Genomic DNA, 23,101 nt, shown 5'->3' on the forward strand with positions numbered 1-23,101 from the left:
ATACTAAATGGCTTCATTTGAAGTAATTGGCGGAAACAAACTAAAAGGCGATATATACCCACAGGGAGCGAAAAACGAAGCGCTCCAGATACTATGTGCAGTATTGCTCACCGCAGAACCTGTCACCATTTCTAATATCCCTGACATCCGGGACGTAAATAAACTGATAGAACTGCTGCGCGACTTAGGAGTGCATGTGGAGCAATTGGCTCCGGACACGTACCTCTTCCGTGCTGACGACATCAACCTTGATTACCTGGAGTCAGAGCAGTTTGTGGAGTTAGGACGTTCTATTCGTGGCTCTGTCATGATTGTGGGACCTTTACTAGCGCGCTTTGGCCAGGCTAAAATGCCGAAGCCGGGTGGAGACAAAATCGGTCGCCGCCGCCTTGATACGCACTTCGCAGGTCTCGAGAAACTGGGCGCGCGCTTTAACTATGACACGCCGGATATTTTTTACAGCGCCACTGCCGACCGCCTAAAAGGCGCTTACATGCTGCTCGACGAAGCATCTGTAACCGGTACAGCCAACATCCTGATGGGAGCTGTTTTAGCGGAGGGCACCACTACCATCTACAACGCTGCCTGCGAGCCTTATATACAACAGCTCTGCCGGATGCTGATTCGCATGGGCGCGAAAATAAATGGCGTTGGTTCTAACCTTCTTGTGATTGATGGTGTGGAGAAACTTCAGGGCACTGAGCACGTGATGTTGCCCGACATGATTGAGATTGGTTCTTTTATGGGGCTGGCAGCCATGACGGCCTCTGAGATAACAATTAAGAACTGCAGAATTCCGGAATTAGGCCTTATTCCTGAGACTTTCCAGCGCCTGGGCGTAAAGATGGAGTTCCGCGGTGACGACATCTATATTCCGGAGCAGGACCATTATGAGGTGGACACATATATTGATGGCAGTATCCTGAATATATCTGACCACACCTGGCCCGGCCTTACCCCTGACTTGCTGAGTGTAGCGCTGGTAACAGCCACACAGGCCAAAGGCACTGTGCTCATTCACCAGAAGATGTTTGAGAGCCGCCTGTTCTTTGTAGATAAACTCATTGACATGGGTGCTCAGATTATTCTCTGCGACCCGCACAGAGCCACTGTCATCGGCCAGAACAACCAGATACCGCTTCGTGGCATCCGGATGACTTCTCCTGACATTCGTGCCGGTGTAGCGCTACTTATTGCCGCCCTTTCAGCAGAAGGACGCAGCATCATCGATAACGTGGAGCAGATTGACCGTGGCTATCAGAACATTGATGGCCGCTTGAATGCTATTGGCGCACAGATTAGAAGAATTTAAAGTCTTATCACTTAATAGTAAAACAAAAGGAGCACCGGTCTTGGTGCTCCTTTTGTTTTACACGTATGTTTATGCAACCAACATGCTGAAATGCTATGCCATCTGAACTTGAAAAAATGCTGAGCGGAGAACTTTATGTTGCCGCAGATCCACAGCTAACAGAGATGCGTGTAAAAGCACGTACCCTCCTGGCGCAGTACAATGCTCTTCCTTTTGGGCAGACAGACAAGCGCCGTGAGTTAATTAGCCAGATGTTCGGGCAGGTCGGGCAGAACGCAGAGATCCAGCCCCCCTTCTACTGCGACTATGGCTGCCACATTCACGCTGGTGATAACCTCTACATGAACTTTAATTGCGTGGTGCTAGACTGTGCCACAGTTAAAATTGGCGATAATGTACAGTTTGGTCCTAACGTTCAAATCTACACTGCCACGCATCCGCTTCTGGCTTCAGAGCGCATCAAGGGTCCCGAGTTGGCATACCCTATCACCATCGGCAATAACGTCTGGCTGGGAGGCGGCACCATTGTCTGCCCCGGTGTAACCATTGGTGTCAACACCACCATTGGTGCAGGCAGCGTGGTTACAAAAGATGTGCCGCCTTATGTATTTGCCGCTGGCAATCCATGCCGTATCATCAGAGAACTACCAACATAACGCTTGTTGACCCTCAACGGTGGATATATTTCATCTTTATTGAGGCCTATGCATTATTCTCTGCTCCGCTCCTGCGGCTTCCTCTGTAAAGTTCATACTTTAGTAAACGGCAATCGATGGGGCCATTGTATAAAGGAGTACGGCGGGAGGCACGCAAACCTACATTCTTGGCAGCCTCCAAATTTCCTGTGAACACAAAGGCATCATAGCCTTGATAATTGTTCTTCAGTGCATCGCCAATGTTTTTGTAAAGTAATTCGATGTCTTCTGAAACGATACGTTCGTTATACGGCGGATTCATCACCACCACTCCTGGCGCAGCTGGTGCCTCTGTCTTAAAAAAGTCAGCCTCCTCTACTTTAATGACATTCTCCAGACCAGCATTTTCTATATTATTCTGTGCCGCCTGCACATAATCCGGGTCAATATCATAGCCCATGATAGTTGCTTTGGGGTCAAAGCTGGCTTTCGCTTCCGCCGTTTTCCAAAGCATTTCAAACAGACCGGCATCATAGTCCTTCCAGCTCTCAAAGCCATAGGGGTCGCGGCGGTAAAGGCCGGGAGCTATATTCTGCGCCATCATGGCAGCTTCTATCAGAAATGTACCAGAGCCGCACATAGGATCTATAAACGGGGATTTTTTGTCCCAGCCTGTTAGCTTAATAATGCCGGCTGCCAGCACCTCGTTCAGGGGCGCAACGTTGGTCTGCAGGCGGTATCCGCGGCGGTGCAATGAATCACCGGATGAATCCATAGACATGGTGACCATGTTCTCGTGCATGTGCAGGTTAAAGCGTACATCTGCATGAACCTTATCTACGGATGGACGCTTGCCAGTAGCCTTTCGGAACTGGTCCACGATAGCGTCTTTTGTTAATTGCGCTACATACAGCGAGTGCTCAAAGGTAGAATGACTTACGGCGGCACTGATAGCGAACGTCTGGTCCAGGTTCAGGTACTGAGACCAATCTATTTTCTGCACCTGTTCATACAAATCCTTCTCATCGCGGGCCTTAAAGTTGCGAAATGGCTTTAGCACCCGAATGGCGGTACGGCACCACAAATTAGCCTCATACAGCTGCCGGAGATTACCAGAGCAAGTCACTGCGCGTGTCCCTACTTTGATGTATTCCATGTCCAGGGAGCGGAGCTCTTCTGCCAGTACTTCCTCTAAGCCTGCTAATGTAGTAACCGTTATATTAAAATTGCCGTTTGGTTTTGCCTTCGCCATGATCTATGTTTTATATGCCTACAAAGATATAGTATAGATGTACGAGTTCCGAATTAGGAAGCATAGGTGCAGCTCGAACAACCAGGAGAGAAAGAACGATTGAGCGGCAAAAAGACACTACTGTACCCGTTTAAGCAGCAATCAAACTATCCATGTTGTTTTCAATGATTTCGGTAAACCGACTGATTTTTATAGATATACTTATTTCAGCGGCAACACCTTCTGAGAGTGCTGTCGGATGACCGAAGGTAAATTCTTATCCTCTGAGAAGCGATCGAATAGTAAGGTAAACGCAAAGAAAGCCATGTTAAACCGCTCTTTTGCATATAAAAGTTATTTGCCAGTGCTAATGCAACAGGATATAACATCTGCTAAACAAATTAAAAAGATAATCTACAAACTAAAGCAAGATTGAAGCAATTTTGTCTCTTTCAGCTTCCTGAAGCATAAAACAGCGATAAAGACGCATAGGAATAACATAGCCAAAATAAGAAAATCTATATATTATAATATTAATAACACCTCTGGTAATAAGTAACAAAAACTAGGATTAGGTAGTAATTAGGCTTGAGGTAAGGCTACAGCCGTATCCATGCATAACCTGTCTATGAAAATAATAACTCTCCCTATAGAGGAATCTTCACATATAAAGAAGTCTCTATCTCATAAAATAGGTGAACCTGGTAGTGAGCGGAATCATCATAACGCAATAGAACTACCTTCTGAGATCACCTCTCCTTCTGTTCGGATCAAATGCTTTGCTGCCTACTGCAAGCAGTGGCTTAAACTAATCCTCGGTTTTACCACAAAAGACACTGCCTCTAGCCGCTCACTATCAACGGGCGTAGGTAATATGAAGGCTGTTAAAGAAAGTGACACAGATGAGACTATGTCTTTTGATTCAAGCTTTAACACAGCAATAAGCAAAGGCGCTAATGTAAAGTTCAACCACCTGTTTCCTTTGAAAGCGTCTGACGAGAAAAGTGCCGGTGCGGGTAGTTTGCACGATACCAGAAAAAAGGATCAAAGGCTTAGAACAGGCATTTACACACAACGTGACAAGGATAGAAAAACTGTCGAGCCTCACAGACTAAAAGCAGAAGAAACGTCCAAACCTAAACACAGTGAAGCGGGAGCACTACTGGCAGAAACTGAGCAGATCGCCAGAATCGGCAGTTGGGAGTATACTGTAGAAGCACATAACTTTTTCTGCACTGATTTTGTGTATACGCTGCTGAGGATCCCGACAAAAAAAACAGTAAGCAGCTTTCTTTCCTTTCTTCAGTATTTTATTGAGGAGGACCGACCCAAACTTACTCATGGCTGGAGCCAGGCTTTAAGTAATGGGAAAGCGTTAAACTGCGTTACCCGTTTAGGGCATTTGCAGGAAAACACCTGGGTTAGAGTTATAATGAAGCCGGTTTACAAAGATAACAGGCTGTTGAAAGTTATAGGCACCTTGCAGGATGTGACGGATTGCATAGAGACTCAAATGCAGCTCTTAGCAGAAAAAGAAAAGGCTGAACAAAGCACAAAAGCAAAATCAGAGTTTGTCTCGCTGATGAGCCACGAAATTCGTACCCCTTTAAATGCCATCATGGGACATACGTACCTGCTTCTACAAGAAGAGAACGTGGCTCAGGAGCACAAAGAGAACCTCCAGTCCATCCACTTCTCTTCGCAAAACATGCTGACACTGATCAACAATACCCTTGATTTTTCAAGAATTGAAGCCGGCAAAATTGAACTTGAGAAGGTTAACTTTCAATTAACAGACTTATTAAAAAAAATAATCCGAGCACTTTCCACACGAGCCTCGGAAAAACACCTGAATCTCGTGTTGAATTTGGGTGAAGACACACCATCTGAAGTTGCGGGAGATCCGGCAAGGCTGACACAAATCCTGAACAACCTGATAAGCAACGCCATTAAGTTCACAATCTCTGGAAGTGTTACGCTATCTGTAGAGGTTGTGTATCAGTCAAACGATGATTGGGTACTGGAATTCATGGTAACGGATACCGGTGTAGGCATACCTGTAGACAAACAGCAGAAAATTTTTGAAAGCTTTGTGCAAGCCAGTGCGGCGACACACCGCCAGTACGGTGGCAGTGGATTGGGCCTGGCCATCACTAAGAAAATTGTAGAACTGCAAAACGGAAGTATTCACCTTATTAGCACGCCGGGAGCAGGCTCAGAATTTGCTGTGCGGCTACGTTTCCTGAAACCGGATATATCCCTTGAGTCCCTAAAGGCAATAGAACCGGCACAAAAGTCAGCATCTACCTTAAAAGACGCAAAAGTTCTGGTGATAGACGATAATATCTTCAATAACATGGTGGCCAGCAAACTTCTCATTAGTTGGCAGGCAGAAGTAGACACTGCGGGAGATGGCTTTGCCGCAATTGAAAAAATGAAGACAACTGCTTATGATCTTGTTTTAATGGACCTGCATATGCCTGTTATGAATGGGTTTGAAGCTATGGCGGAAATACGAAGCCTTGGCTACACCTTGCCTATCATCGCCCTGACTGCCAATGCCTGTGAAGATGAAAAGAAAATAATACTAGCCCTTGGCGGCAATGATTACATCACAAAACCATTTGCACCGCAGGAACTGCAAGATAAAATGCTGAAGCATTTGCAGCCGATGTGCTATTAGCATTACCCTTAGAATGCCCTCTTGTAGAAGTCTCAAATAAATCGTGTTAAAGGTCCTGATTTTTGCACAAGGAGTGTAGAAGCAACTTACTGTTACACTCCTGTTATGCTTTCCAGCGAACATTTGGGGAATAGCGATGTATAACAACACTGATACACCTTCTATTATTTTTTGTCACTGGGGCAGGATGCTATAGGCAAGTAACCTGCTTCACTCATATTAGCCTTTAAAGGAATCTCATAAGATACTTATACCACAAAACAAGCTTAAGAATCAAAAATGGAATTCGCCAAGCAGGTTATTCAAACCGACCCCAACCCCACCTATGTTAAAAATGAACATGGCAAGTTCGTACTTGCTAATGCTGCCTATGCAGACTTACATGGCCTTACTGTAGAAGAAATGCTGACAAAGGATACCAATTTTTTTGATTACTCTTACGAAAGGGATCTTGAACTGCTCAGGAAAAATGAGGCATTAAGCATCGAGGAGTTATATAAACTAAAAAACGGCGAAAAAAAATGGTTTAATACCATAAAAAAAACATTCACTCAGCCTGACGGCACACGCTACTTATTATCTGTTTCATCAGATATCACTTTGCTGAAAAGTGCAGTGCAGGCGGCAGAAGAATCCGCCAGGTCGAAGGAGAGTTTTCTTGCCAGTTTAAGCAATGAGATTAGTATATCTGTGAGCGCTATTTCAGGCATCGTAAAGCTAATGAAAAAGAGCTTACTTAATAAGGACCAGGAAGGGTACCTGGATACCATCACTTCCATTGCTGATAACTTGTTAGTACCTCCAAGCGAACTACTGGAAGTTGCAAAATTGGAGGCAGGTGAAGTGAAGACTGTCACTGTACCTTTCGAAATTTCAACTGTTATCGGTGAGACGGTGCGGGCAGTGGCCTGCAAGGAGCAAGGTGTGAAAATCCATTATAACGAAACGGTGGAAAAAATACCAATGGTGGAAGGGGATCCTTTTCTTTTAAGCCAGGTCTTGATTAAACTGATTAACAACGCCATCAAATACATGAGGCATGGCGAAATGACCGTCTCGGTAGAGCGTCTTGAAATTTCAGATGACATGCTTCATATATCCTGCTGTTTAAAGGAAACGGATGTTGGCTTTAGTGCTGCTAATTTCAAAACAGTACATGATACATTAATAGAAGAACAAAGTATTCTTAACCAACTCTATAACGGCACAGGACTAGGACTAACTATCGCTAAGAAGCTGCTTGAACTGCAGAAAGGAAAGTTATGGCTGGAAAATAAACCTGGTCAGGGTAATTGTTTTTACTTTAGTATCCCCTATACCCTTTCTAAAAGTGACAGTTCTTTAAATAAAGTAGCGTCTCATACAAAATCCGACCAGCTGAACGGGCTTAGAATTTTAATAGCAGAAGATAACCACCTAAATGAGCTGCTGTTAACATCTCAACTAAAGCCATTCGGCATAGACACTGACATAGCCTATAACGGTGAGCAAGCCCTGGTAAAGGCCAACGAAACGAAGTATGATTTGATTCTCATGGACATACAGATGCCAAAGCTCGACGGCATCAAAGCCACTTATGAAATTCGAAATAAACAAAGCCTGAATGAATATACCCCTATTATAGCGCTCACAGCTGATTTTCATGAGATTGATGAGGATCGCTACAAGTACTATGGCTTTACAGATTGTATGCTGAAGCCTTACCCTGAATCAAAGCTGCTGCAAATTATTGCATGCTACGCTGGCCGCAAAACAGCACCTCAGAACCCAACACCGCATAAGGCTCCAAATGAGGAATCAACTTTATATGATTTCTCTGGCCTGGGCAATCTTAAGGACGATGCACTTTTTATCCGGAGGATGCAGCAAATGTTTGTTGAAACCGTTCCCCTGCAGCTGGACGAGTTAGAAGAAGCTATTGAAAGAAAGGAACTTAGTACTGCAGCCCACATTGCGCATAAGCTGAAGTCCACATTTGGAAACATTAAGATTATGATAGCTACAGAAGCTGTGAAAAGGATAGAAGAACATGCTAATAGTAAAACGAAAATGGATGAAATGTTACGTCTAATGCAAATTGTGCGTGAAGAAGTTAATAAAGTGATAAGGGTTTTTTCAAATCAGCTACACATTTAACAGTAATAAATTTATGATTGATCTCAAACACCTTACGACAGCGCTGAGTCAAAAGGCATAAAAATAACAAAATTACAATCTGGCTTCGCGAACAGAAAAAGTACTTAATCAATTATGTGCATGATTTTCAGGTTTAGAAATTGCTGTGGCCTTTTTTCACTTAATTAAGTTTCAACAAAAGAACTTCTTAAAACTTATGCGATTTGTAAGGTTCTGGAGTAGCCTGTCTTATTTTAAAAACCTTTTTCCAAGTCGATAAGTACGTATAGCATCAATGAAAAAATTTCCCGGCAAAGAAATAACATATCCAAGCATGGGAATCAACATAAATATAAATATATAAAGATAAAATAAAGTATATTTAATAATACTAATGAATCTATATATATAACTATTTAAAGTTGCTTTATAGATATCATCTTTAAGGCAATTAAATACCTTTTATTATGAAAAAACGATTACTGATAGTTGACGATGAACCATCTATAGGCTTAATTCTAGAACACTTCTTCTCAAAAGAATACGAAGTGGTAGTAAAAGAAAATGGACATGCTGCCATGCTGTGGCTGCAGGATGGTCACTTTACAGATGGTATAGTAGCAGATTACGATATGCCCTATATGAACGGGCTTGAATTTATAATGCAGCTCCGTTCCAGTACCTTATATAAAGACATCCCCCTGGTCATGTTATCAGGAAAAGATGACACCAACAACAAAATTCTTTGCCTCAAGAATGGAGCCGACGATTATATGGTTAAGCCTTTCAATCCGGAAGAACTTGATATCAGGCTAAAGAATATGCTTAAAAGAGTTAAGATTTAGAAATCTTTGCCATGGTTAGAAAAGTTCTGTACCTGACAACTGACACTGAAGAAATTGACAGCTTCAGTAGGGAATTAAAGAACGATCTAGAGGTTCAAGGCTTCGATAATCCATCTCATTTCCTCACGTGGCTGTCGAAAGGAGAAGCTTTTGACGCTATTATTTTTAGCTTGGTTAACCCGTCTTCACAATTGGGCCTCAACTTGATAAAAGCGATTAAGAAGGATTTAAGCGTGCAAAAACCCGTTTTCTGGGTATCAGACGCCCCTGTTAGTCCTGCGCTGCAGACTTTACTATTAAATGCTGGTGTTTCCGACATTTTTGAGCGCGCAACAGTTAGAGGGAAGCTGCTCACCAGATTGCGCTACTTCTCGATACAAATAGAAGAACCTGTTTTGGATATTAAGAAAAATGCTGGAACCTACCGGAACCGCACTGGCAAACGGTTTTTTGATATTGTATTTTCTTTAACAGCCCTCATTTGTCTGTTACCGCTGTTTCTGGTAGTTGCGCTCCTAATCAAGATGGAGTCCAAAGGACCTGTTTTTTACTATTCTTATCGGGTTGGCACAGGCTATCGCATCTTCAAGTTCTGGAAATTCCGTTCGATGCGGCAGGATGCAGAACATTTACTCAACTCTATAAAAGAGCTGAACCAGTACCAGTCTTCTTCGGGCCAGACTTACAACCTGGAAAACACCTTATGTGATACATGCGCTGCCGCTGGAAACGGATGTCAGAATGAGCTTGTGGATATGAAGGGGCAGATGATATGCGAAAAACAATTTCAGCAAGCGCGGAAAATGCAGCTCGGCTCTGCCTTCATCAAAATCTCCAACGACCCGCGGGTAACGCGTATCGGTTTGTTTCTCAGAAACACCAGCATAGATGAGCTACCACAACTCTTCAACGTACTCCGGGGTGATATGTCCATTGTAGGAAACCGCCCACTCCCTCTCTATGAGGCTGAGAAAATAACGACAGATCAATTTGCTGCCAGATTTGTTGCACCGGCTGGTATCACGGGTCTTTGGCAGATTAGCAAACGCGGGAAAAAAGACATGTCTGAGGATGAACGCAAAGCCCTGGACATAGAATATGCGCAGACTTACTCGCTCTTCAAAGACTTACAGATAATCCTTAAAACACTTCCAGCTTTATTTCAAAAAGAAAACGTTTGATGAAAAAATTAATTACTACCCTCCTTTTCACCATGCATGTGCTTATGGTAATAGCGCAGGTAAATCCGGTACAAACGGAGCAGCAATTAAGTCCGCAGGAAAAATTTTTCTCTTTCTCCGATTATGCTCTCCCGCTTTTATATGATGCTGCCATTCAACACTCAGCAGAGATAGAAAACACGGAAGCTGCAAAGAGGATCGCCAGTGAAGAAATACAGATTGGTAAAAGGCTCATTCTGAGCGGTATTAGCTTAAACTCTGGCTATAGTTATGGAACCTGGTTTCAATTTGCTGGTGCAGGAGAAACAACCCCAAGTCAATGGAATGCATTTAGTCAGCCGGTACGCTCAAACTGGAATGTGGGCCTGGGTATGAGCTTTTCTTTGCTCAATATCTTAAACCGTGGTAATGAAATAACTATTCGCCAGATGGGACTTAAACAAGCGGAATCAAACCGTAAGCTTGCTGAAATGGAAATCAGAAAGGAAGTTATCGCTTTGTACCAACAACTCACCCTTTCCAGAACAGTTCTTCAGAATTACCAGGATGCCTACCAATCTGCCAGCATCAACAAAGAAATTTCTGATAAAAGATTCAGGGAAGGAGAGATTCAGGTAGCTGAGCAAATCGAAGCCATGGAGTATTATAACGCATCAAGCTTAGCGCTACAGGAAGCAAAAAACACATATGCAACAAACTTACTTCTACTTGAGGAGAGAATAGGAATGACCATTAACACCTTAATATCTGGCAAATGACACTCAGAGAATTTATAAAGCTAATGCGCCGTAACTGGCTTTTGTTACTGGTAATCCCTTTGTTAACGGTAGTGTCTATTTTCATCTTTAATTTGGGGCAGGACAAAGAATATAAATCTAAAACTATCATCTATACCGGTATTACATCTGGTTATAAAGTTACAGGGGAAGAAACCGACAGCAGGGGATCTGAAGGCGCCTATGAGAACCTAATCACACTCATCAAGTCTAGGGATACTAAAGAAGAGGTAATCATGCGTTTACTGGCTTCTCATTTGATGATGAAGCAACATGACCCGGCCCTGATGAGCGAAGACACTTATGAGCGGCTGAACGAACTGTTCTCTGATTCGCTGAAAGCAGCCTTAAGAGGAGCCACAGTAGAAGAGACCACTGCAAACATTGTGAAACTGTACAGATCCGACAATGACAACATTATCTACGAAACGATCAATTCTTATGACCCCGCATATTCATTAGAGGCGCTCTCCTATATACAGCCTTTTCGCATTGGCACCAGCGACCTTGTCCAGGTGGATTATGTGACGAACGATCCTGGAGTTTGTTATCATACGCTTCAGATAATGACTGATGTGTTCACACGCAAAAACAAGGAGCTTTTCTCCGGTCAGAATCAGGATGTGATGGTGTATTTTGACGAGGCAACTCAGAGCGCATATGACAGGCTGCAGCAAGCAGAGCAAAAGTTATACGAGTTTAACAAAACAAACAACATCATTGACTATGATCAACAGATATCGTCTACATCTACAAATAAATCTCAGGTGTTAGATAAGCTGAGCACATTGGAGATGCAGTACGCTGGCGCATTCTCCGCATTAAAATCAGTGGAAGAATCAATGAAAATGCGTGGAGCTGCCAACCTGAAAAGCCAGGAAATCATGAGTCTTCGCGCGAGGCTGTCTAATATAAACAATCAGGCACTGGAGCTTGAGATGTCAGACAAGAGCGGAAATGCTGAAAAAATTGCGCGTCTGAAAAGAGAGTCTGCTGAAGTGTCTGATAAGATAAAAGCGTCAGTAGATAACTACTATGCCAATACCCACTCTATTCAGGGCGCTCCTATTGCCTCGCTGCTGGATGATTATGTAAGAAACACTGTGCTGGTAGAGGAATTGAAAAGTCAGCTTGATTTACTGCGCCAGCAAAAAGAAAACCTTGGCGGAGAATATGAAAAATTAGTTCCTCTAGGTGCTGAAATCAGGAAGATACGAAGAGAAGTGCAGGTGGCAGAACAGGAGTACATGGCGCAGCTGGACGGCTTGAAAAAGAGTAAGCTGAGCCAGCAAAACATTGAGCTGTCATCTCAGCTAAGAGTCATTGACCCGCCTTACTATCCTATCAGTTCTTCCAGTACCAGTCTGGTGCTTCTACTGTTGTTTGGTTTCTTTGGTGCTTTACTACTTACAGGAGCGGGTGTGTTCACAGCAGATATGGTAGACGGCACCCTCAGGAAGCCTGAATATGCAGCCAAGGAAACGAACTTCCCGGTAATGGGTGTGTTGCCTGACATGGCAGCATTAAAAGCCCAAGACAGGCATAAAGCAAACCAGGCTGAAGAACAGCTTGTAAGACAGCTACTCTTAAAGATACAGCAGAAAAAAGACTCTCAGGGGCCTTTCGTGCTAGGTGTGCTAAGCAGCCACAATGGCGAAGGAAAGAGTACCTTAAGTAACTCCCTATCGAATAGGTTAGCAAGTAAGGGGATTAAAACTTTGAGCCTGCTTCCCAATAGCCCAGACCACGTAGCAGAGTATACTGGTAGTACAAGTTCCTTCTACTCTCCAATGCAGGGTGTCAGCTCCAGCGCTACGGTGGCCGACCTTGCCGGAAACCGAGTGTTTAACTATGCAGTTATTATCGTGGAGTTCCCTGCCTTGCTCGAAGAAACATACCCGGTGTCGCTGCTGCAATACCTTGATATGATTCTGGTGGCTGTAAAAGCAGACAGAACGTGGGAGAATGCAGACAGGGTTATGTTCGACAACATACAGAAGGTTACCAAAGCACCAATTGAGTTGGTATTAAATGGCGTATACCCTGATTATGTGGAAGACTTTGTAGGTGGGCGGGTTAAGCCTGCCAGATCAGTAGCTTCTAACCCGGTTGACGCACCGAAGCAGGTGGGAAAGTGGGAAAATGAACCTGCCGTGTTAAACACCTGATACGTTATAGTTCTTTTTAGCAGAAGCAAGGGAAGTGATATAGCATTGTGCGTATTAACTGCTTGCTTATGTGCAAGGCGTAAGAGTGCTTTCCATTAAGCCCTTTTCTAGGTATTACTACAGGGCTGGCTTAAGCTAAAAGCTGGATGGTAACCACTAATAAGTACTAGCTGCACAAACACTCATTAACAACTATTATGAGTCAATTTATTAACCCTTCTGCAAACAGGCCGAAGGCTATTCTTTTACCTCTTGGAATACTAGCTGCTATAGGTATAGGCTGGTTAACCACTCTGATGGGTATAGCAGCTCCTGCCCTCTTAGTGGTATTAGCCTTCGCTATTCCGTTTGTTGTGGCTGTTTTCTATGAACCTAAATACGGCGTTGTTGCCTTTATTATTTTCTGCTTTACACTTCAAATATTCTTAAGAGAAATTGGGAGTAGCATCCCATACGGAATAGCAGGAGAAGCATTGCTACTGCTTACTTGGGTAGCAGTTCTCACAAACACATCTAACAGGTTTGAATGGGGCAATCTCAAGAACGACCTTATGTTCCTAACCCTGTTCTGGTTTCTAATAAACTTGGTAGAAGTGTTCCATCCCGCTGATGTAAGTATGAGAGGGTGGCTACAGGAAATTAGGGGCACCAGCTTAGTCTGGTTTTTTGTGGTGCCTTTAACCTTGGTTGTCTTCAACAAACACAAAGACCTGAACATTTTTCTATACCTCATCATTGGCTTATCTATACTTGCCGCTATTAATGGTATAAAGCAATTGTATATAGGGCCCTGGCCTGGTGAGCAGGCGTTTCTTAACGGTCCTTCTCAAAAGACACACATATTGTTTGGGAAACTGCGGGTGTTTTCCTTCTATAGCGATGCAGGAAATTTCGGAGCCTCACAGGCCCACATTGGTTTGGTAGCACTTATATTGGCTTTAGGCCCGTTCAAGCTTTGGAAAAGGATTTTACTTGTTATAGCTGCGGGGCTTTTGTTCTATGGTATGCTTATTTCCGGAACAAGGGGAGCCTTGTATGCGCTTGTAGTAGGAGTTGCTGTTGCCATCTTTCTGAGTAAGAGTTTCAAAATAATGATCATAGGTACAGCCATTGCTCTCAGTGGTTTGTTCCTTTTGAAGTTTACATCCGTAGGCAGTGGCTCTTATCACATTCAAAGGCTTCGAACGGCACTTAATCCTGAAGATGCTTCTTTGGGTGTAAGACTCTATAACCAGGAAAGGCTAGCCGAATACCTTGATACAAGCCCATTTGGTGGTGGCATGGGCGTGATTGGTTTCTGGGGAGCAAAGTACAACTCAGATAAATACCTTGCCTCCATACCGCCCGATAGTTACTGGGTAAAAGTTTGGGCCATGTATGGCATCGTGGGTTTTATTATCTGGTTTGGCATTATGATGTACATATTAGGCAAGTGCTGTGGCATTGTTTGGATGATAAGAGACAAACGGCTGAGAATAAAACTCATGGCCCTTACGGCAGGCACGGCAGGTATACTCTTCTGCAGCTATGGTAACGAGATTATCAACGCCATGCCATCAGCCATGATAGTTTATATATCGTGGGTTTTCATTTTCCTCGGTCCAAAGCTAGACAGCAAAAAACAAGAAGCAGCGTTAGCAGAATCTTATGCATAGGCCTTTAGTATCTATCATTTCAGTAAATTATAACCAGGCTGGGGTTACCTGTGAGATGGTGGCATCTCTGCGCCAGGTAACATATCCGAACCTGGAAATTATTGTAGTGGATAATGCCTCGCCTACCGATAACCCCTCACTTATCCTAGAGACATATCCTGAGGTAAAGTTGATCAGGTCATCATCAAATCTAGGGTATGCGGGAGGTAATAACCTCGGTATCTTACAGGCAAAAGGTAAATACTTGCTTTTCCTGAACAATGACACCGAAGTGGATCCGGGTTTTCTGGAGCCTCTGGTGCAACTATTCGAAAACACCCCCCAGGCCGGCATTGCATCTCCCAAAATAATCTTCTACGGAACCGATAACCTTATTCAGTATGCCGGTTCTATGGGCGTGAACCCGTGGACGGGTCGCAGTAAAGGTATTGGCTATCAGGAAAGAGACAAGGGGCAATATAATGTCTCCACTAAAACTGCGCTGGCCGATGGTGCTGCCATGCTGGTGCCTAAAAAAGTTATCGACCAGGTAGGCATGATGCCGGAGCTGTATTTCCTGTACTACGAAGAACTGGACTGGTGCGAAATGATAAAAAGAGCCGGCTTTACATGCCACTATGTAGCTGACGCTACTGTCTATCACAAAGAGTCGGTTTCTGTGGGAAAATTCTCCGTTCTGAAAACGTATTACATGAACCGGAACCGGTTGCTCTTTATCAGAAGAAATGTTAATGGATGGGCATTTCTGACCAGTACAACTATTTTTCTGATGGCTGCCATTCCGAAGAAGGCCTTGAGCCATTCTTTACGCAGGGAATGGAAACACCTGCTTGCCCTTGGGCGCGGCTTATGGTGGAATTTGCAGAACCAGAATAGAACATTACCTAATTAACCGTATCACGTAAAGCAGAACTAGCTTTTCACCATGCCTTTGTCAGAACTAACTTTAATTACACTATGCTTGTAATACAGTTTCTTTTACAGTCAGTCTTTTACTTGATAGGTGCTTACCTGCTGTTTAATTGCGCCTATCTCTTATTCTTTTCACTTGCTGGCCATAAAAGTATAAAAAGCTTACCCCGCCCGGATATTAAGGAAGGCCATCGTAGATTCTGTATACTGATTCCTGCCTTTAAAGAAGACAATGTAATACTTGAAACCACTAAAGCTGCCTTACACCATACTTATCTGGGAGAATTTGATGTATTTGTTATTGCTGACGGACTACAGCCCGAAACTATCCGAACACTGAAAAGCCAAGGTGCGGAAGTGATTGAAGTAAGCTTTGAGAAAAGCACGAAAGGAAAGGCGCTCGAGACAGCAATGAATACGCTGCCTCCTAACGCGTACGACATCGCCGTAGTGCTGGATGTAGACAACTTGATGGGTGCCAATTTTATGGGGGAGGTAAATAAAGCCTTTGCAGCCGGGTACTATGTGGTGCAGGCACACAGAACTGCTAAAAACATGGATTCAGCCTTTGCCGTGCTAGACGCATGCAACGAAGAAATAAACAACCACATTTTCCGGAAAGGACATTTCGCCATGGGTATGTCCTCCTCCCTCATCGGATCAGGCATGGCCTTCGAATACGGTTACTTTAAAAAGATATTAGTGGGTATAGGGGAAACAGTAGGGGAAGACAAAGAAATAGACCTCCGCATTGCAAGAGATCAGGTAAAGGTCTGCTACCTGGATAAAGTGTATGTGTACGATGAGAAAATTGAAAACGCACAGGTATTCACTAAGCAAAGAACCAGATGGATAGCAACACAGGTAGAATTCGTTCAGAAGTATGCTGTTGAAGGCTTAAAGCAGCTTCTAGCGTTAAAAAATCTGGATTACTTAGACAAGATTCTGCAATCTATCATCCTGCCCCGCACCTTACTTGCGGGTGTCTTAGGTTTCTTTTTCGTTATATCCTGGTTTGTCCCTTATGCTCCAGCCAGCCCTTTCTGGGCAGCACTGCTGTTAGCTTTCTGCGCTGCCATGTTTCTTGCCCTGCCAGGCAGGCTCTACAATAGCAATCTGTTTGCGGCTATGCTTCGGTTGCCTTATGCTTTATTTTGTATGTGTGCGGCGCTCTTGAAAATCAATACCGCAAAGTCATCCTTTCTGCCAACACCACATAAAGCCAAAGCCGTTACGTCAGATGTCAATAATAAGCTTTACTAAAAACAACAAATATGCCTTTTGAAATATTTGCTTTCCCGGCGCTCGTTTGCCTGCTTATAGGCTTCATCAGGGGACTGAAAACCGGTAAATAGATTGAGTCGCAGATTACTGTTTTATGCTTGAACAAACGTACTGAAGGGTAAACCTGCCAGTTACGTCTCTAACCCCTTTTTCTTTATGCTGATACTGAAAGTTGTTTTCTGGTTTTCCCTTGCGGTTGTTCTATACACCTATATAGGGTATGGACTGATAGTTTGGATATGGGCAAAGGCAAAAAACTTGCTGAGTGACAACAAAATGAGCTATTCAGATACCTATGAGCCTGAAGTTACATTAGTGGTGCCTGCCTATAACGAAGGGAGTATTCTTGAAAGCAAAATTGCAGACTGTTTAGCGTTAGATTATCCTGCAGACAAGCTACTGATTACTTTTATTACCGACGGGTCTACTGATAACTCAGAAGAAGTTTTGTCGTGCTATCCTCAGGTAACCCACCTGCACTCACCTGTCAGGGGCGGCAAATCTTTGGCTGAAAACCGGGCTATGGAATATGTGCATACCTCTTATGTCATATTTACTGATTGCAACACCTTCCTGAACAGGGACGCAGTACGGGAATTGGTAAAACACTACCAAAACCCAGCAGTAGGCGCTGTATCCGGTGAAAAAAAGATACTTTCAGAAGGTTCATCATCTGGTTCAGGAGAAGGTCTTTATTGGAAGTATGAATCCTTTTTAAAGCGCTGCGATTCGCAGATACACAGTCTGATGGGCGCTGCTGGTGAGCTGGTCTCTTTCAGGTCAAGCCTGTTTCAACCACTAGAAGCTGACACGATTCTAGATGACTTTATGCAATCGCTAAGGATTGTAGACAAAGGGTATAAAGTGGTCTATGAGCCTGATGCATATGCCATGGAAGCGCCTTCGGCATCTATGGCGGAGGAAATGAAAAGAAAAATACGCATCTGTGCCGGAGGATGGCAGTCTATGGCGCGGCTGACCTCACTTCTGAATCCATTCCGCCAGCCGGTTGTTACGTTTCTTTACCTGTCTCACCGGGTGCTGCGCTGGAGCCTCACTCCTGCTTTGCTTGCTTTGTTAGTGCCCCTGAGTACGGTACTGGCCTGGTTCCAAGGCGGCATTTATACACTTGTTTTTGCCATGCAAGTCCTTTTTTACCTGATGGCCTGGGCAGGGTGGAATGCAGAGGCGAAAGGTAAAAAGCTAAAGTTGCTGCTTGTACCTCTCTACTTCTCTATGATGAATATTGCCGTGTTCAAGGGTTTTATACGGTACACCCGCGGTAGCCAGCCAGCAACATGGGAAAAGGCAGAGAGAGAAACATACCTGTCATCGACCGGTAATCTTTAATCAAACGTTGTGTCTATTGAATATCAATGTATCTACTCACAGAAGCTGTAGACAACTAAAAAATACTTCTGACAATAATAAAAACCATGCATGTCTTCAATTTTCCCTCCTGGGTAAATCAGTTCAGATATCCTTATAAAAGGTTTGAGGAGATACCATCCGCTGTATTCGAAGCAATCAACCGTGACCTGATCCGGGTACAAAGCAACGATCCTTTAGTGAGTATCATAATTACCGCCTGGAACGAAGAGACCAATATCCTGCATTGCCTGGCAAGTTTATCAAAGACTAAAACTTCCATTCCTTTTGAGATTATAGTGGTTAATAATAACTCAACAGATAAAACGCAGGAGGTCCTGGATAGATTACATGTAAAGAGCACCTTTCAAGACATACAAGGTTGGGGACCGGCAAGACAAGCAGGTCTCGAGAATGCAAAAGGAAAATACGTTTTGCTTGCAGATGCAGATTGCTTATATCCTGCATGTTGGGTAGACGAAATGATGAAAGAGCTGCAGCGCCCGGGAATAGTTTGCGTATACGGAAGGTATTCTTTTATTCCGGAGCCTGGTTTTCCGCGCTGGAAGCTTTTTCTGATGGAAAGACTTAAAGACACCATAGCAGAAGTCCGTCACCTGAAAAGGCCATATCTGAATGCTTATGGAATGAGTATGGGATACGTAAAAGAGTATGGCCTCAAGGTCGGCTATGTGATGCATAAGATTAGAGGAGAAGACGGCAGAATGTGTTATGACCTGATGCAATTTGGCAAAGTCAAGCAAGTGAAAGCCAGTCGCGCACGAATATGGACCTCACCCCGTACGCTACAGCAGGATGGTAGCTTTGGTGAAGCCTTGCGTACAAGAACTTATAAAGAACTGAAGCGGGCTACCACTATGCTAAAGCCTCTTCCTCTTCATGATACAAAAACATCAACTAATGAATAAACATGCAAGCCTAAGCCTATTTGTGGCGTCACCTTAAGTTAGTCTACCCCATAGGCTGAGCCGAGCTTTGGAAATAGCAAGCAAGTTATTGATCGTACTTTAATCTATAGCAAACTAAATGAATTTTGTATTTGTCAGTCTGCAACGTATAAACACCGATAGAGACTCCACATCTACCAGTCTGGCAAAGGAGTTGGCAAAGAACCATAGGGTACTATATGTCAATTCTCCCATTGATAGAAAGACCTATTACTCCAACAACATAGATAATTTCACGAAGTCACACATTAACAGCATAAAGCAAGGAGAGGAAAAGCTAAGGAAACTGGATGAAAACCTTTGGGTACTGAATCCCTCAAATATAATAGAATCCATTAACTGGATACCTTTCACCTCTATCTTCTCTTTTTTTAACAGGAAAAACAACCTGCGCTTTGCAAAAGAAATAAAAGAAGCAATAGAAGAACTTGGCCTTGATAACTACATCCTGATTAACGACAAAGATATTTTCAGAAGCTTCTATCTTAAAGAAATACTGAAGCCAGCAAAATACATTTACCTGGATCGGGACTATACGATTGGGATGGACTACTGGAAAAAGCATGGTGTAGTACTGGAGCCCCAACTCATGCAGAAATCAGATGCTGTAGTCTGTAACTCTTACGATTTTACCAAAAGGGCCAAAAAGTATAATTTGAATAGCTTTTATATAGGCAACGGGTTCAACATGGAGCAGTATAACCATGATGAATATTTTCCTGTGCCGGATGACCTGCAGGATATTCCTGGCCCTATTGTAGGTTATGTGGGAGCACTGATAACCCTACGATTGAATTTAGAAATGATGATAGAGATGGCTCAGGCAAGGCCCGATCTAAGCTTCGTTCTCATTGGGTGGCAGGATAAAGAATTTGAAAATAGCTCCCTTCACACGTTACCCAATATATACTATTTAGGTAAAAAGCATACCAGAGAGGTGCCTGCTTATATTAAACATTTTGATGTGTGCATCAATCCTCAGATCCTGAACAAAATTACCAGTGGTAACTTCCCATTAAAGATCGTAGAATACCTGGCTATGGGAAGACCGGTAGTTGCCACTGCGACCCCTACCATGCACGAAATATTTGGAGGCTACACCTACCTTGCCGATAGCACAAGTACATTTATTGAACTAATTGATAAAGCTCTCCGGGACGAAAAGCCATCCTGCATACAGCGCAGAAAAGAGTTTGCTGCTAACTTCAGTTGGCAGAATGCTGCCTCTGCCCTACTAAAATCCATCGAAAGTGTACAGTCTAAAAGACCAGCACCAGTCTCTACCTGACGTCTACTTGAACATAAAATGAATTTTATTCCCCTTAAAGAAGAAGATAAAGAAACTGTAGTAGATAACAACCAGTCCCGTTGGTTTGAAACAAAACACCTTCATGCCGACTTAAAGTCCCGGTCTGTGAAAGGTGGTTTCAGTACCATTGCCGGACAGGTGTTTTCGTTTGTTATCAATATTTCCTCCACCATTATCTTAGCAAGGCTTCTTACACCGGATGATTATGGGCTTGTTGCCATGGTTACCGCTGTTACAGGCTTTATTACCATTTTCAACGATCTGGGTTTATCATCCGCTGTAATCCAGAAGGAGAACATTAACCAGCAACAGGTGAGTGCCGTGTTCTGGATTAATGTGATTATTAGCTTAGGTATAGCTATCATAGTGGCCTTGCTTGCTCCTTTTTTAGTGCACTTTTACGATGAAGAAAGGCTTTTTTACATGACAATTGTTTTCTCTGTCGGCATTTTTATTTCAGGCTTATCCCTTCAGCACAGTGCCCTCTTGAAGCGGCAAATGAAATTTCAGAACCTGGCACTGATCCAAGCAATAAATTCATTTTTAAGTATACTATGCGGTGTTTTGTTGGCCTGGTTTGGCTTTGGTTACTGGGCTATTGTCGCTATAATGGTTCTTTTCCCCTCCTTTAATACACTTGCATTTTGGATTGCGTGCGACTGGAGGCCGAGTTTCACTTTTAAAGCGTATAATGTAAAATCATTTGTAAAGTTCGGAGCGGGAATAACTGGTTTTGATCTGATCAACTACTTCTCCAGAAACATGGACAACGTGTTAATTGGTAAATACATAGGTTCTGTAGCCTTGGGTTTGTACACAAAGGCTTACCAATTACTCTTATTACCTATAACCCAGTTAAGGAACCCCTTGAATAGTGTTGCCCTTCCGGCGCTAAGTACTTTGCAAAATGATAGAGAAAAGTATAAGAGCTATTACAAGAGATTCTTATTTATACTGGCTTTCTTCTCTATGCCTGCCGTTGTTTTTATGGCGGTGTTTTCAGAAGAACTGATACTGATAGTTTTAGGAGACCAATGGATAGCAGCAAGTTCTATTTTTCAAATTTTAGCCCTTGCCGCTTTTATACAACCCACCTTAGGGACAATAGGTTTGGTGATGATAACCACCGGAGACACCAAAAGATACTTTATCTGGGGTTGTATAAACGCAGTTCTAGTAGTCACGGCGTTTTTTATTGGCGTACAGTGGGGCGTCGATGGTGTAGCCAAGGCTTACGTAGCCGTAACTTACCTCCTCCTTTTTCCTTCTTTATATTATAGTTTGCAAGGTTCACCTGTTCCGGTGCCTTTGTTCCTGAAAGAAATTTCTCTTCCTGCTCTGTTTTCTATTACCTGTGGAGTTGCTATGTATTTCTTCCGCTACTATTTCGAAAGCCTGCACGAAATAATTCTCTGTGCTTCAGGATTTTTCATCGGTGCCGTACTTTATCTTTTGCTCTGGTTTACCAGTAGAGCAAGCAGAGAAAGAGCCAAACAGGTACTAGAAATAAGACATGTACTAACTAATAAATTTAAATAATACTGCACAACCTTTTATACATCTTTTCATATATTGATCAATCACTGTATTAGAAAGCAAAAACTACCGCCGAAGTTTATTTGGGAACTTATTGCTTAACTGTATGAGAGGATGATCAATTAAGTACATGCATGCGAAGCCTTATTTTCAGTATTTTATCATTAGTTACGCTCCTGAAATATCCTTCTATCAAAAAGAGCTACCGATATTTTATCAGGGATAATTACTACAGCAGATTACTTCAGACCAAATACCTCATTAAAGATTATATTCTTAAAGAGAAGTATAAGATCGTTGACTATTATGGAGAGTTTCAGCAGGAATTATCCTTTATTCTTCCTTTCGCGTACTGGCATCATTTAAATGGCACCCTGAAACAAACAGTCTCCTGTAAAAACACGAAAGAATTTTACTTCTTTAGTGATAATCATGAGGAGAGATATTCTGAAAGAGACGCGGTATCTAACTATGGAAACTTTGAGGTACCTAACATGACCCATAACATTTCGTTCAGTTATGCTAAATGGACCCGGGTGCCGTTAAAGGAGCGTTATCAAAACACGACTTTCTTATATGATAAGCCCCTATTGGTAATTGCCAATAAGTATAATGTTGAGTGGGATGAGTCACCGGTGAATTTCCTAAGTATAGCGCTTCTAAACAAGATTATTTCGAAATACAAGAACAAGTACCAAATTGTCTACAATCGTCCTTTGTACGCACATATTGTACCTGACAATAGTGAAATACTGGATTTAAATGAATACAAATGGCTTCAGGAAACACATCCCGAGGTGATTGTTTTGAAGGACTTGTACAAGCGCCATAGCGCGTCGCTGAAAAACTTCAATCATCTTCAACTGCTGGTATATGCTAATTGCAGCCATTTTATATCTGTGCATGGAGGAACTGCTGCACTAGCTAGCTATTTCGGAGGCACCAATATTATTCTATCCAAAAAAGGGATTGAACAGTATTTTCAAGAGTATTCCACTATCTTCCCGGCTCTTTCGGGGGCAACTATTCTACACGCTAAAACAGAAGCAGATATTTTCAGGTATCTTGAAGAACATTTCTGAGAAGGTTGAATTTGATGTCATTCTGAAGCCCGGGAGCACCT

Annotated in this window: 17 protein-coding genes; 16 read left to right on the top strand and 1 reads right to left on the bottom strand. The window is 43.0% G+C overall.

Annotated features, from left to right (window positions below; translation table 11 throughout):
- Nucleotides 1-7 precede the first annotated feature (7 nt).
- Together murA and E1919_RS18155 are read left to right on the top strand one after the other, a co-directional pair.
- Complete coding sequence (gene murA, locus E1919_RS18150; protein WP_162054831.1) at nt 8-1,312, top strand: UDP-N-acetylglucosamine 1-carboxyvinyltransferase; 1,305 nt, start codon at nt 8-10, stop codon at nt 1,310-1,312.
- Nucleotides 1,313-1,407: 95 nt separating this feature from the next.
- On the top strand, nt 1,408-1,968 hold the full coding sequence (locus tag E1919_RS18155; RefSeq protein ID WP_162054832.1) for a sugar O-acetyltransferase: 561 nt from the start codon (nt 1,408-1,410) through the stop codon (nt 1,966-1,968).
- 46 nt (nt 1,969-2,014) lie between these two features.
- Here the strand turns inward: E1919_RS18155 and E1919_RS18160 are convergent, their stop codons facing one another.
- Nucleotides 2,015-3,199: a THUMP domain-containing class I SAM-dependent RNA methyltransferase gene (locus E1919_RS18160; RefSeq protein WP_162054833.1), complete on the bottom strand. Its 1,185-nt coding sequence runs from the start codon at nt 3,197-3,199 to the stop codon at nt 2,015-2,017.
- Between the two features lie 607 nt (nt 3,200-3,806).
- On the opposite strand from E1919_RS18160, the gene E1919_RS18165 reads away from it, so the two are divergent.
- The 14 genes from E1919_RS18165 (at nt 3,807) to E1919_RS18230 (ending at nt 23,060) form a co-directional block, all read left to right on the top strand.
- Nucleotides 3,807-5,861 carry an ATP-binding protein gene (locus E1919_RS18165; protein ID WP_162054834.1) on the top strand — a complete coding sequence of 685 codons (2,055 nt, stop codon included), beginning with the start codon at nt 3,807-3,809 and terminating at the stop codon, nt 5,859-5,861.
- Nucleotides 5,862-6,140: 279 nt separating this feature from the next.
- Nucleotides 6,141-7,997, top strand: a complete 1,857-nt coding sequence (locus E1919_RS18170) for a response regulator (RefSeq protein ID WP_162054835.1) — start codon at nt 6,141-6,143, stop codon at nt 7,995-7,997.
- A gap of 446 nt (nt 7,998-8,443) precedes the next feature.
- The gene (locus E1919_RS18175; RefSeq protein ID WP_162054836.1) at nt 8,444-8,821 is read left to right on the top strand and encodes a response regulator transcription factor; all 378 of its coding nucleotides are present in this window, start codon (nt 8,444-8,446) and stop codon (nt 8,819-8,821) included.
- Nucleotides 8,822-8,832: 11 nt separating this feature from the next.
- A complete protein-coding gene (locus E1919_RS18180; protein WP_162054837.1) occupies nt 8,833-10,002 on the top strand; it encodes a sugar transferase in 1,170 nt (389 codons plus the stop codon).
- Nucleotides 10,002-10,760: a TolC family protein gene (locus tag E1919_RS18185; protein WP_162054838.1), complete on the top strand. Its 759-nt coding sequence runs from the start codon at nt 10,002-10,004 to the stop codon at nt 10,758-10,760. The genes E1919_RS18180 and E1919_RS18185 overlap by 1 nt, the downstream gene beginning before the upstream one ends.
- On the top strand, nt 10,757-12,946 hold the full coding sequence (locus tag E1919_RS18190) for a hypothetical protein (protein WP_162054839.1): 2,190 nt from the start codon (nt 10,757-10,759) through the stop codon (nt 12,944-12,946). The genes E1919_RS18185 and E1919_RS18190 overlap by 4 nt, the downstream gene beginning before the upstream one ends.
- 197 nt (nt 12,947-13,143) lie before the next feature.
- Nucleotides 13,144-14,601, top strand: a complete 1,458-nt coding sequence (locus E1919_RS18195; protein ID WP_162054840.1) for an O-antigen ligase family protein — start codon at nt 13,144-13,146, stop codon at nt 14,599-14,601.
- Nucleotides 14,594-15,493 carry a glycosyltransferase family 2 protein gene (locus tag E1919_RS18200; RefSeq protein WP_162054841.1) on the top strand — a complete coding sequence of 300 codons (900 nt, stop codon included), beginning with the start codon at nt 14,594-14,596 and terminating at the stop codon, nt 15,491-15,493. Before E1919_RS18195 ends, E1919_RS18200 begins: the two co-directional genes overlap by 8 nt.
- Before the next feature lie 65 nt (nt 15,494-15,558).
- Nucleotides 15,559-16,776: a glycosyltransferase family 2 protein gene (locus E1919_RS18205; RefSeq protein ID WP_162054842.1), complete on the top strand. Its 1,218-nt coding sequence runs from the start codon at nt 15,559-15,561 to the stop codon at nt 16,774-16,776.
- A 177-nt stretch (nt 16,777-16,953) separates the two neighbouring features.
- Entirely contained in the window at nt 16,954-18,147 is a 1,194-nt protein-coding gene (locus tag E1919_RS18210) for a glycosyltransferase family 2 protein (RefSeq protein WP_237144595.1), read from the top strand.
- A gap of 86 nt (nt 18,148-18,233) precedes the next feature.
- On the top strand, nt 18,234-19,094 hold the full coding sequence (locus E1919_RS18215) for a glycosyltransferase family 2 protein (RefSeq protein WP_162054843.1): 861 nt from the start codon (nt 18,234-18,236) through the stop codon (nt 19,092-19,094).
- Between the two features lie 118 nt (nt 19,095-19,212).
- On the top strand, nt 19,213-20,421 hold the full coding sequence (locus E1919_RS18220) for a glycosyltransferase (RefSeq protein WP_162054844.1): 1,209 nt from the start codon (nt 19,213-19,215) through the stop codon (nt 20,419-20,421).
- Nucleotides 20,422-20,547: 126 nt separating this feature from the next.
- Nucleotides 20,548-21,981 carry a lipopolysaccharide biosynthesis protein gene (locus tag E1919_RS18225; protein WP_162054845.1) on the top strand — a complete coding sequence of 478 codons (1,434 nt, stop codon included), beginning with the start codon at nt 20,548-20,550 and terminating at the stop codon, nt 21,979-21,981.
- Between the two features lie 131 nt (nt 21,982-22,112).
- Complete coding sequence (locus tag E1919_RS18230) at nt 22,113-23,060, top strand: hypothetical protein (protein ID WP_162054846.1); 948 nt, start codon at nt 22,113-22,115, stop codon at nt 23,058-23,060.
- The last annotated feature ends 41 nt before the right edge of the window (nt 23,061-23,101 follow it).

The sequence above is a fragment of the Pontibacter pamirensis genome, assembly GCF_010015475.1.
Classification (GTDB): Bacteria; Bacteroidota; Bacteroidia; order Cytophagales; family Hymenobacteraceae; genus Pontibacter; species Pontibacter pamirensis.

Bases quoted from the DNA above. Each gene is read 5' to 3' on its own strand.
- E1919_RS18200 (WP_162054841.1), top strand. From the start codon at position 14,594: ATGCATAGGCCTTTAGTATCTATCATTTCAGTAAATTATAACCAGGCT.
- E1919_RS18205 (WP_162054842.1), top strand. From the start codon at position 15,559: ATGCTTGTAATACAGTTTCTTTTACAGTCAGTCTTTTACTTGATAGGT.
- E1919_RS18185 (WP_162054838.1), top strand. From the start codon at position 10,002: ATGAAAAAATTAATTACTACCCTCCTTTTCACCATGCATGTGCTTATG.
- E1919_RS18165 (WP_162054834.1), top strand. From the start codon at position 3,807: ATGAAAATAATAACTCTCCCTATAGAGGAATCTTCACATATAAAGAAG.
- murA (WP_162054831.1), top strand. From the start codon at position 8: ATGGCTTCATTTGAAGTAATTGGCGGAAACAAACTAAAAGGCGATATA.
- E1919_RS18210 (WP_237144595.1), top strand. From the start codon at position 16,954: ATGCTGATACTGAAAGTTGTTTTCTGGTTTTCCCTTGCGGTTGTTCTA.
- E1919_RS18190 (WP_162054839.1), top strand. From the start codon at position 10,757: ATGACACTCAGAGAATTTATAAAGCTAATGCGCCGTAACTGGCTTTTG.
- E1919_RS18195 (WP_162054840.1), top strand. From the start codon at position 13,144: ATGAGTCAATTTATTAACCCTTCTGCAAACAGGCCGAAGGCTATTCTT.
- E1919_RS18170 (WP_162054835.1), top strand. From the start codon at position 6,141: ATGGAATTCGCCAAGCAGGTTATTCAAACCGACCCCAACCCCACCTAT.
- E1919_RS18180 (WP_162054837.1), top strand. From the start codon at position 8,833: ATGGTTAGAAAAGTTCTGTACCTGACAACTGACACTGAAGAAATTGAC.
- E1919_RS18160 (WP_162054833.1), bottom strand. From the start codon at position 3,199: ATGGCGAAGGCAAAACCAAACGGCAATTTTAATATAACGGTTACTACA.
- E1919_RS18215 (WP_162054843.1), top strand. From the start codon at position 18,234: ATGCATGTCTTCAATTTTCCCTCCTGGGTAAATCAGTTCAGATATCCT.
- E1919_RS18220 (WP_162054844.1), top strand. From the start codon at position 19,213: ATGAATTTTGTATTTGTCAGTCTGCAACGTATAAACACCGATAGAGAC.
- E1919_RS18175 (WP_162054836.1), top strand. From the start codon at position 8,444: ATGAAAAAACGATTACTGATAGTTGACGATGAACCATCTATAGGCTTA.
- E1919_RS18230 (WP_162054846.1), top strand. From the start codon at position 22,113: ATGCGAAGCCTTATTTTCAGTATTTTATCATTAGTTACGCTCCTGAAA.
- E1919_RS18155 (WP_162054832.1), top strand. From the start codon at position 1,408: ATGCCATCTGAACTTGAAAAAATGCTGAGCGGAGAACTTTATGTTGCC.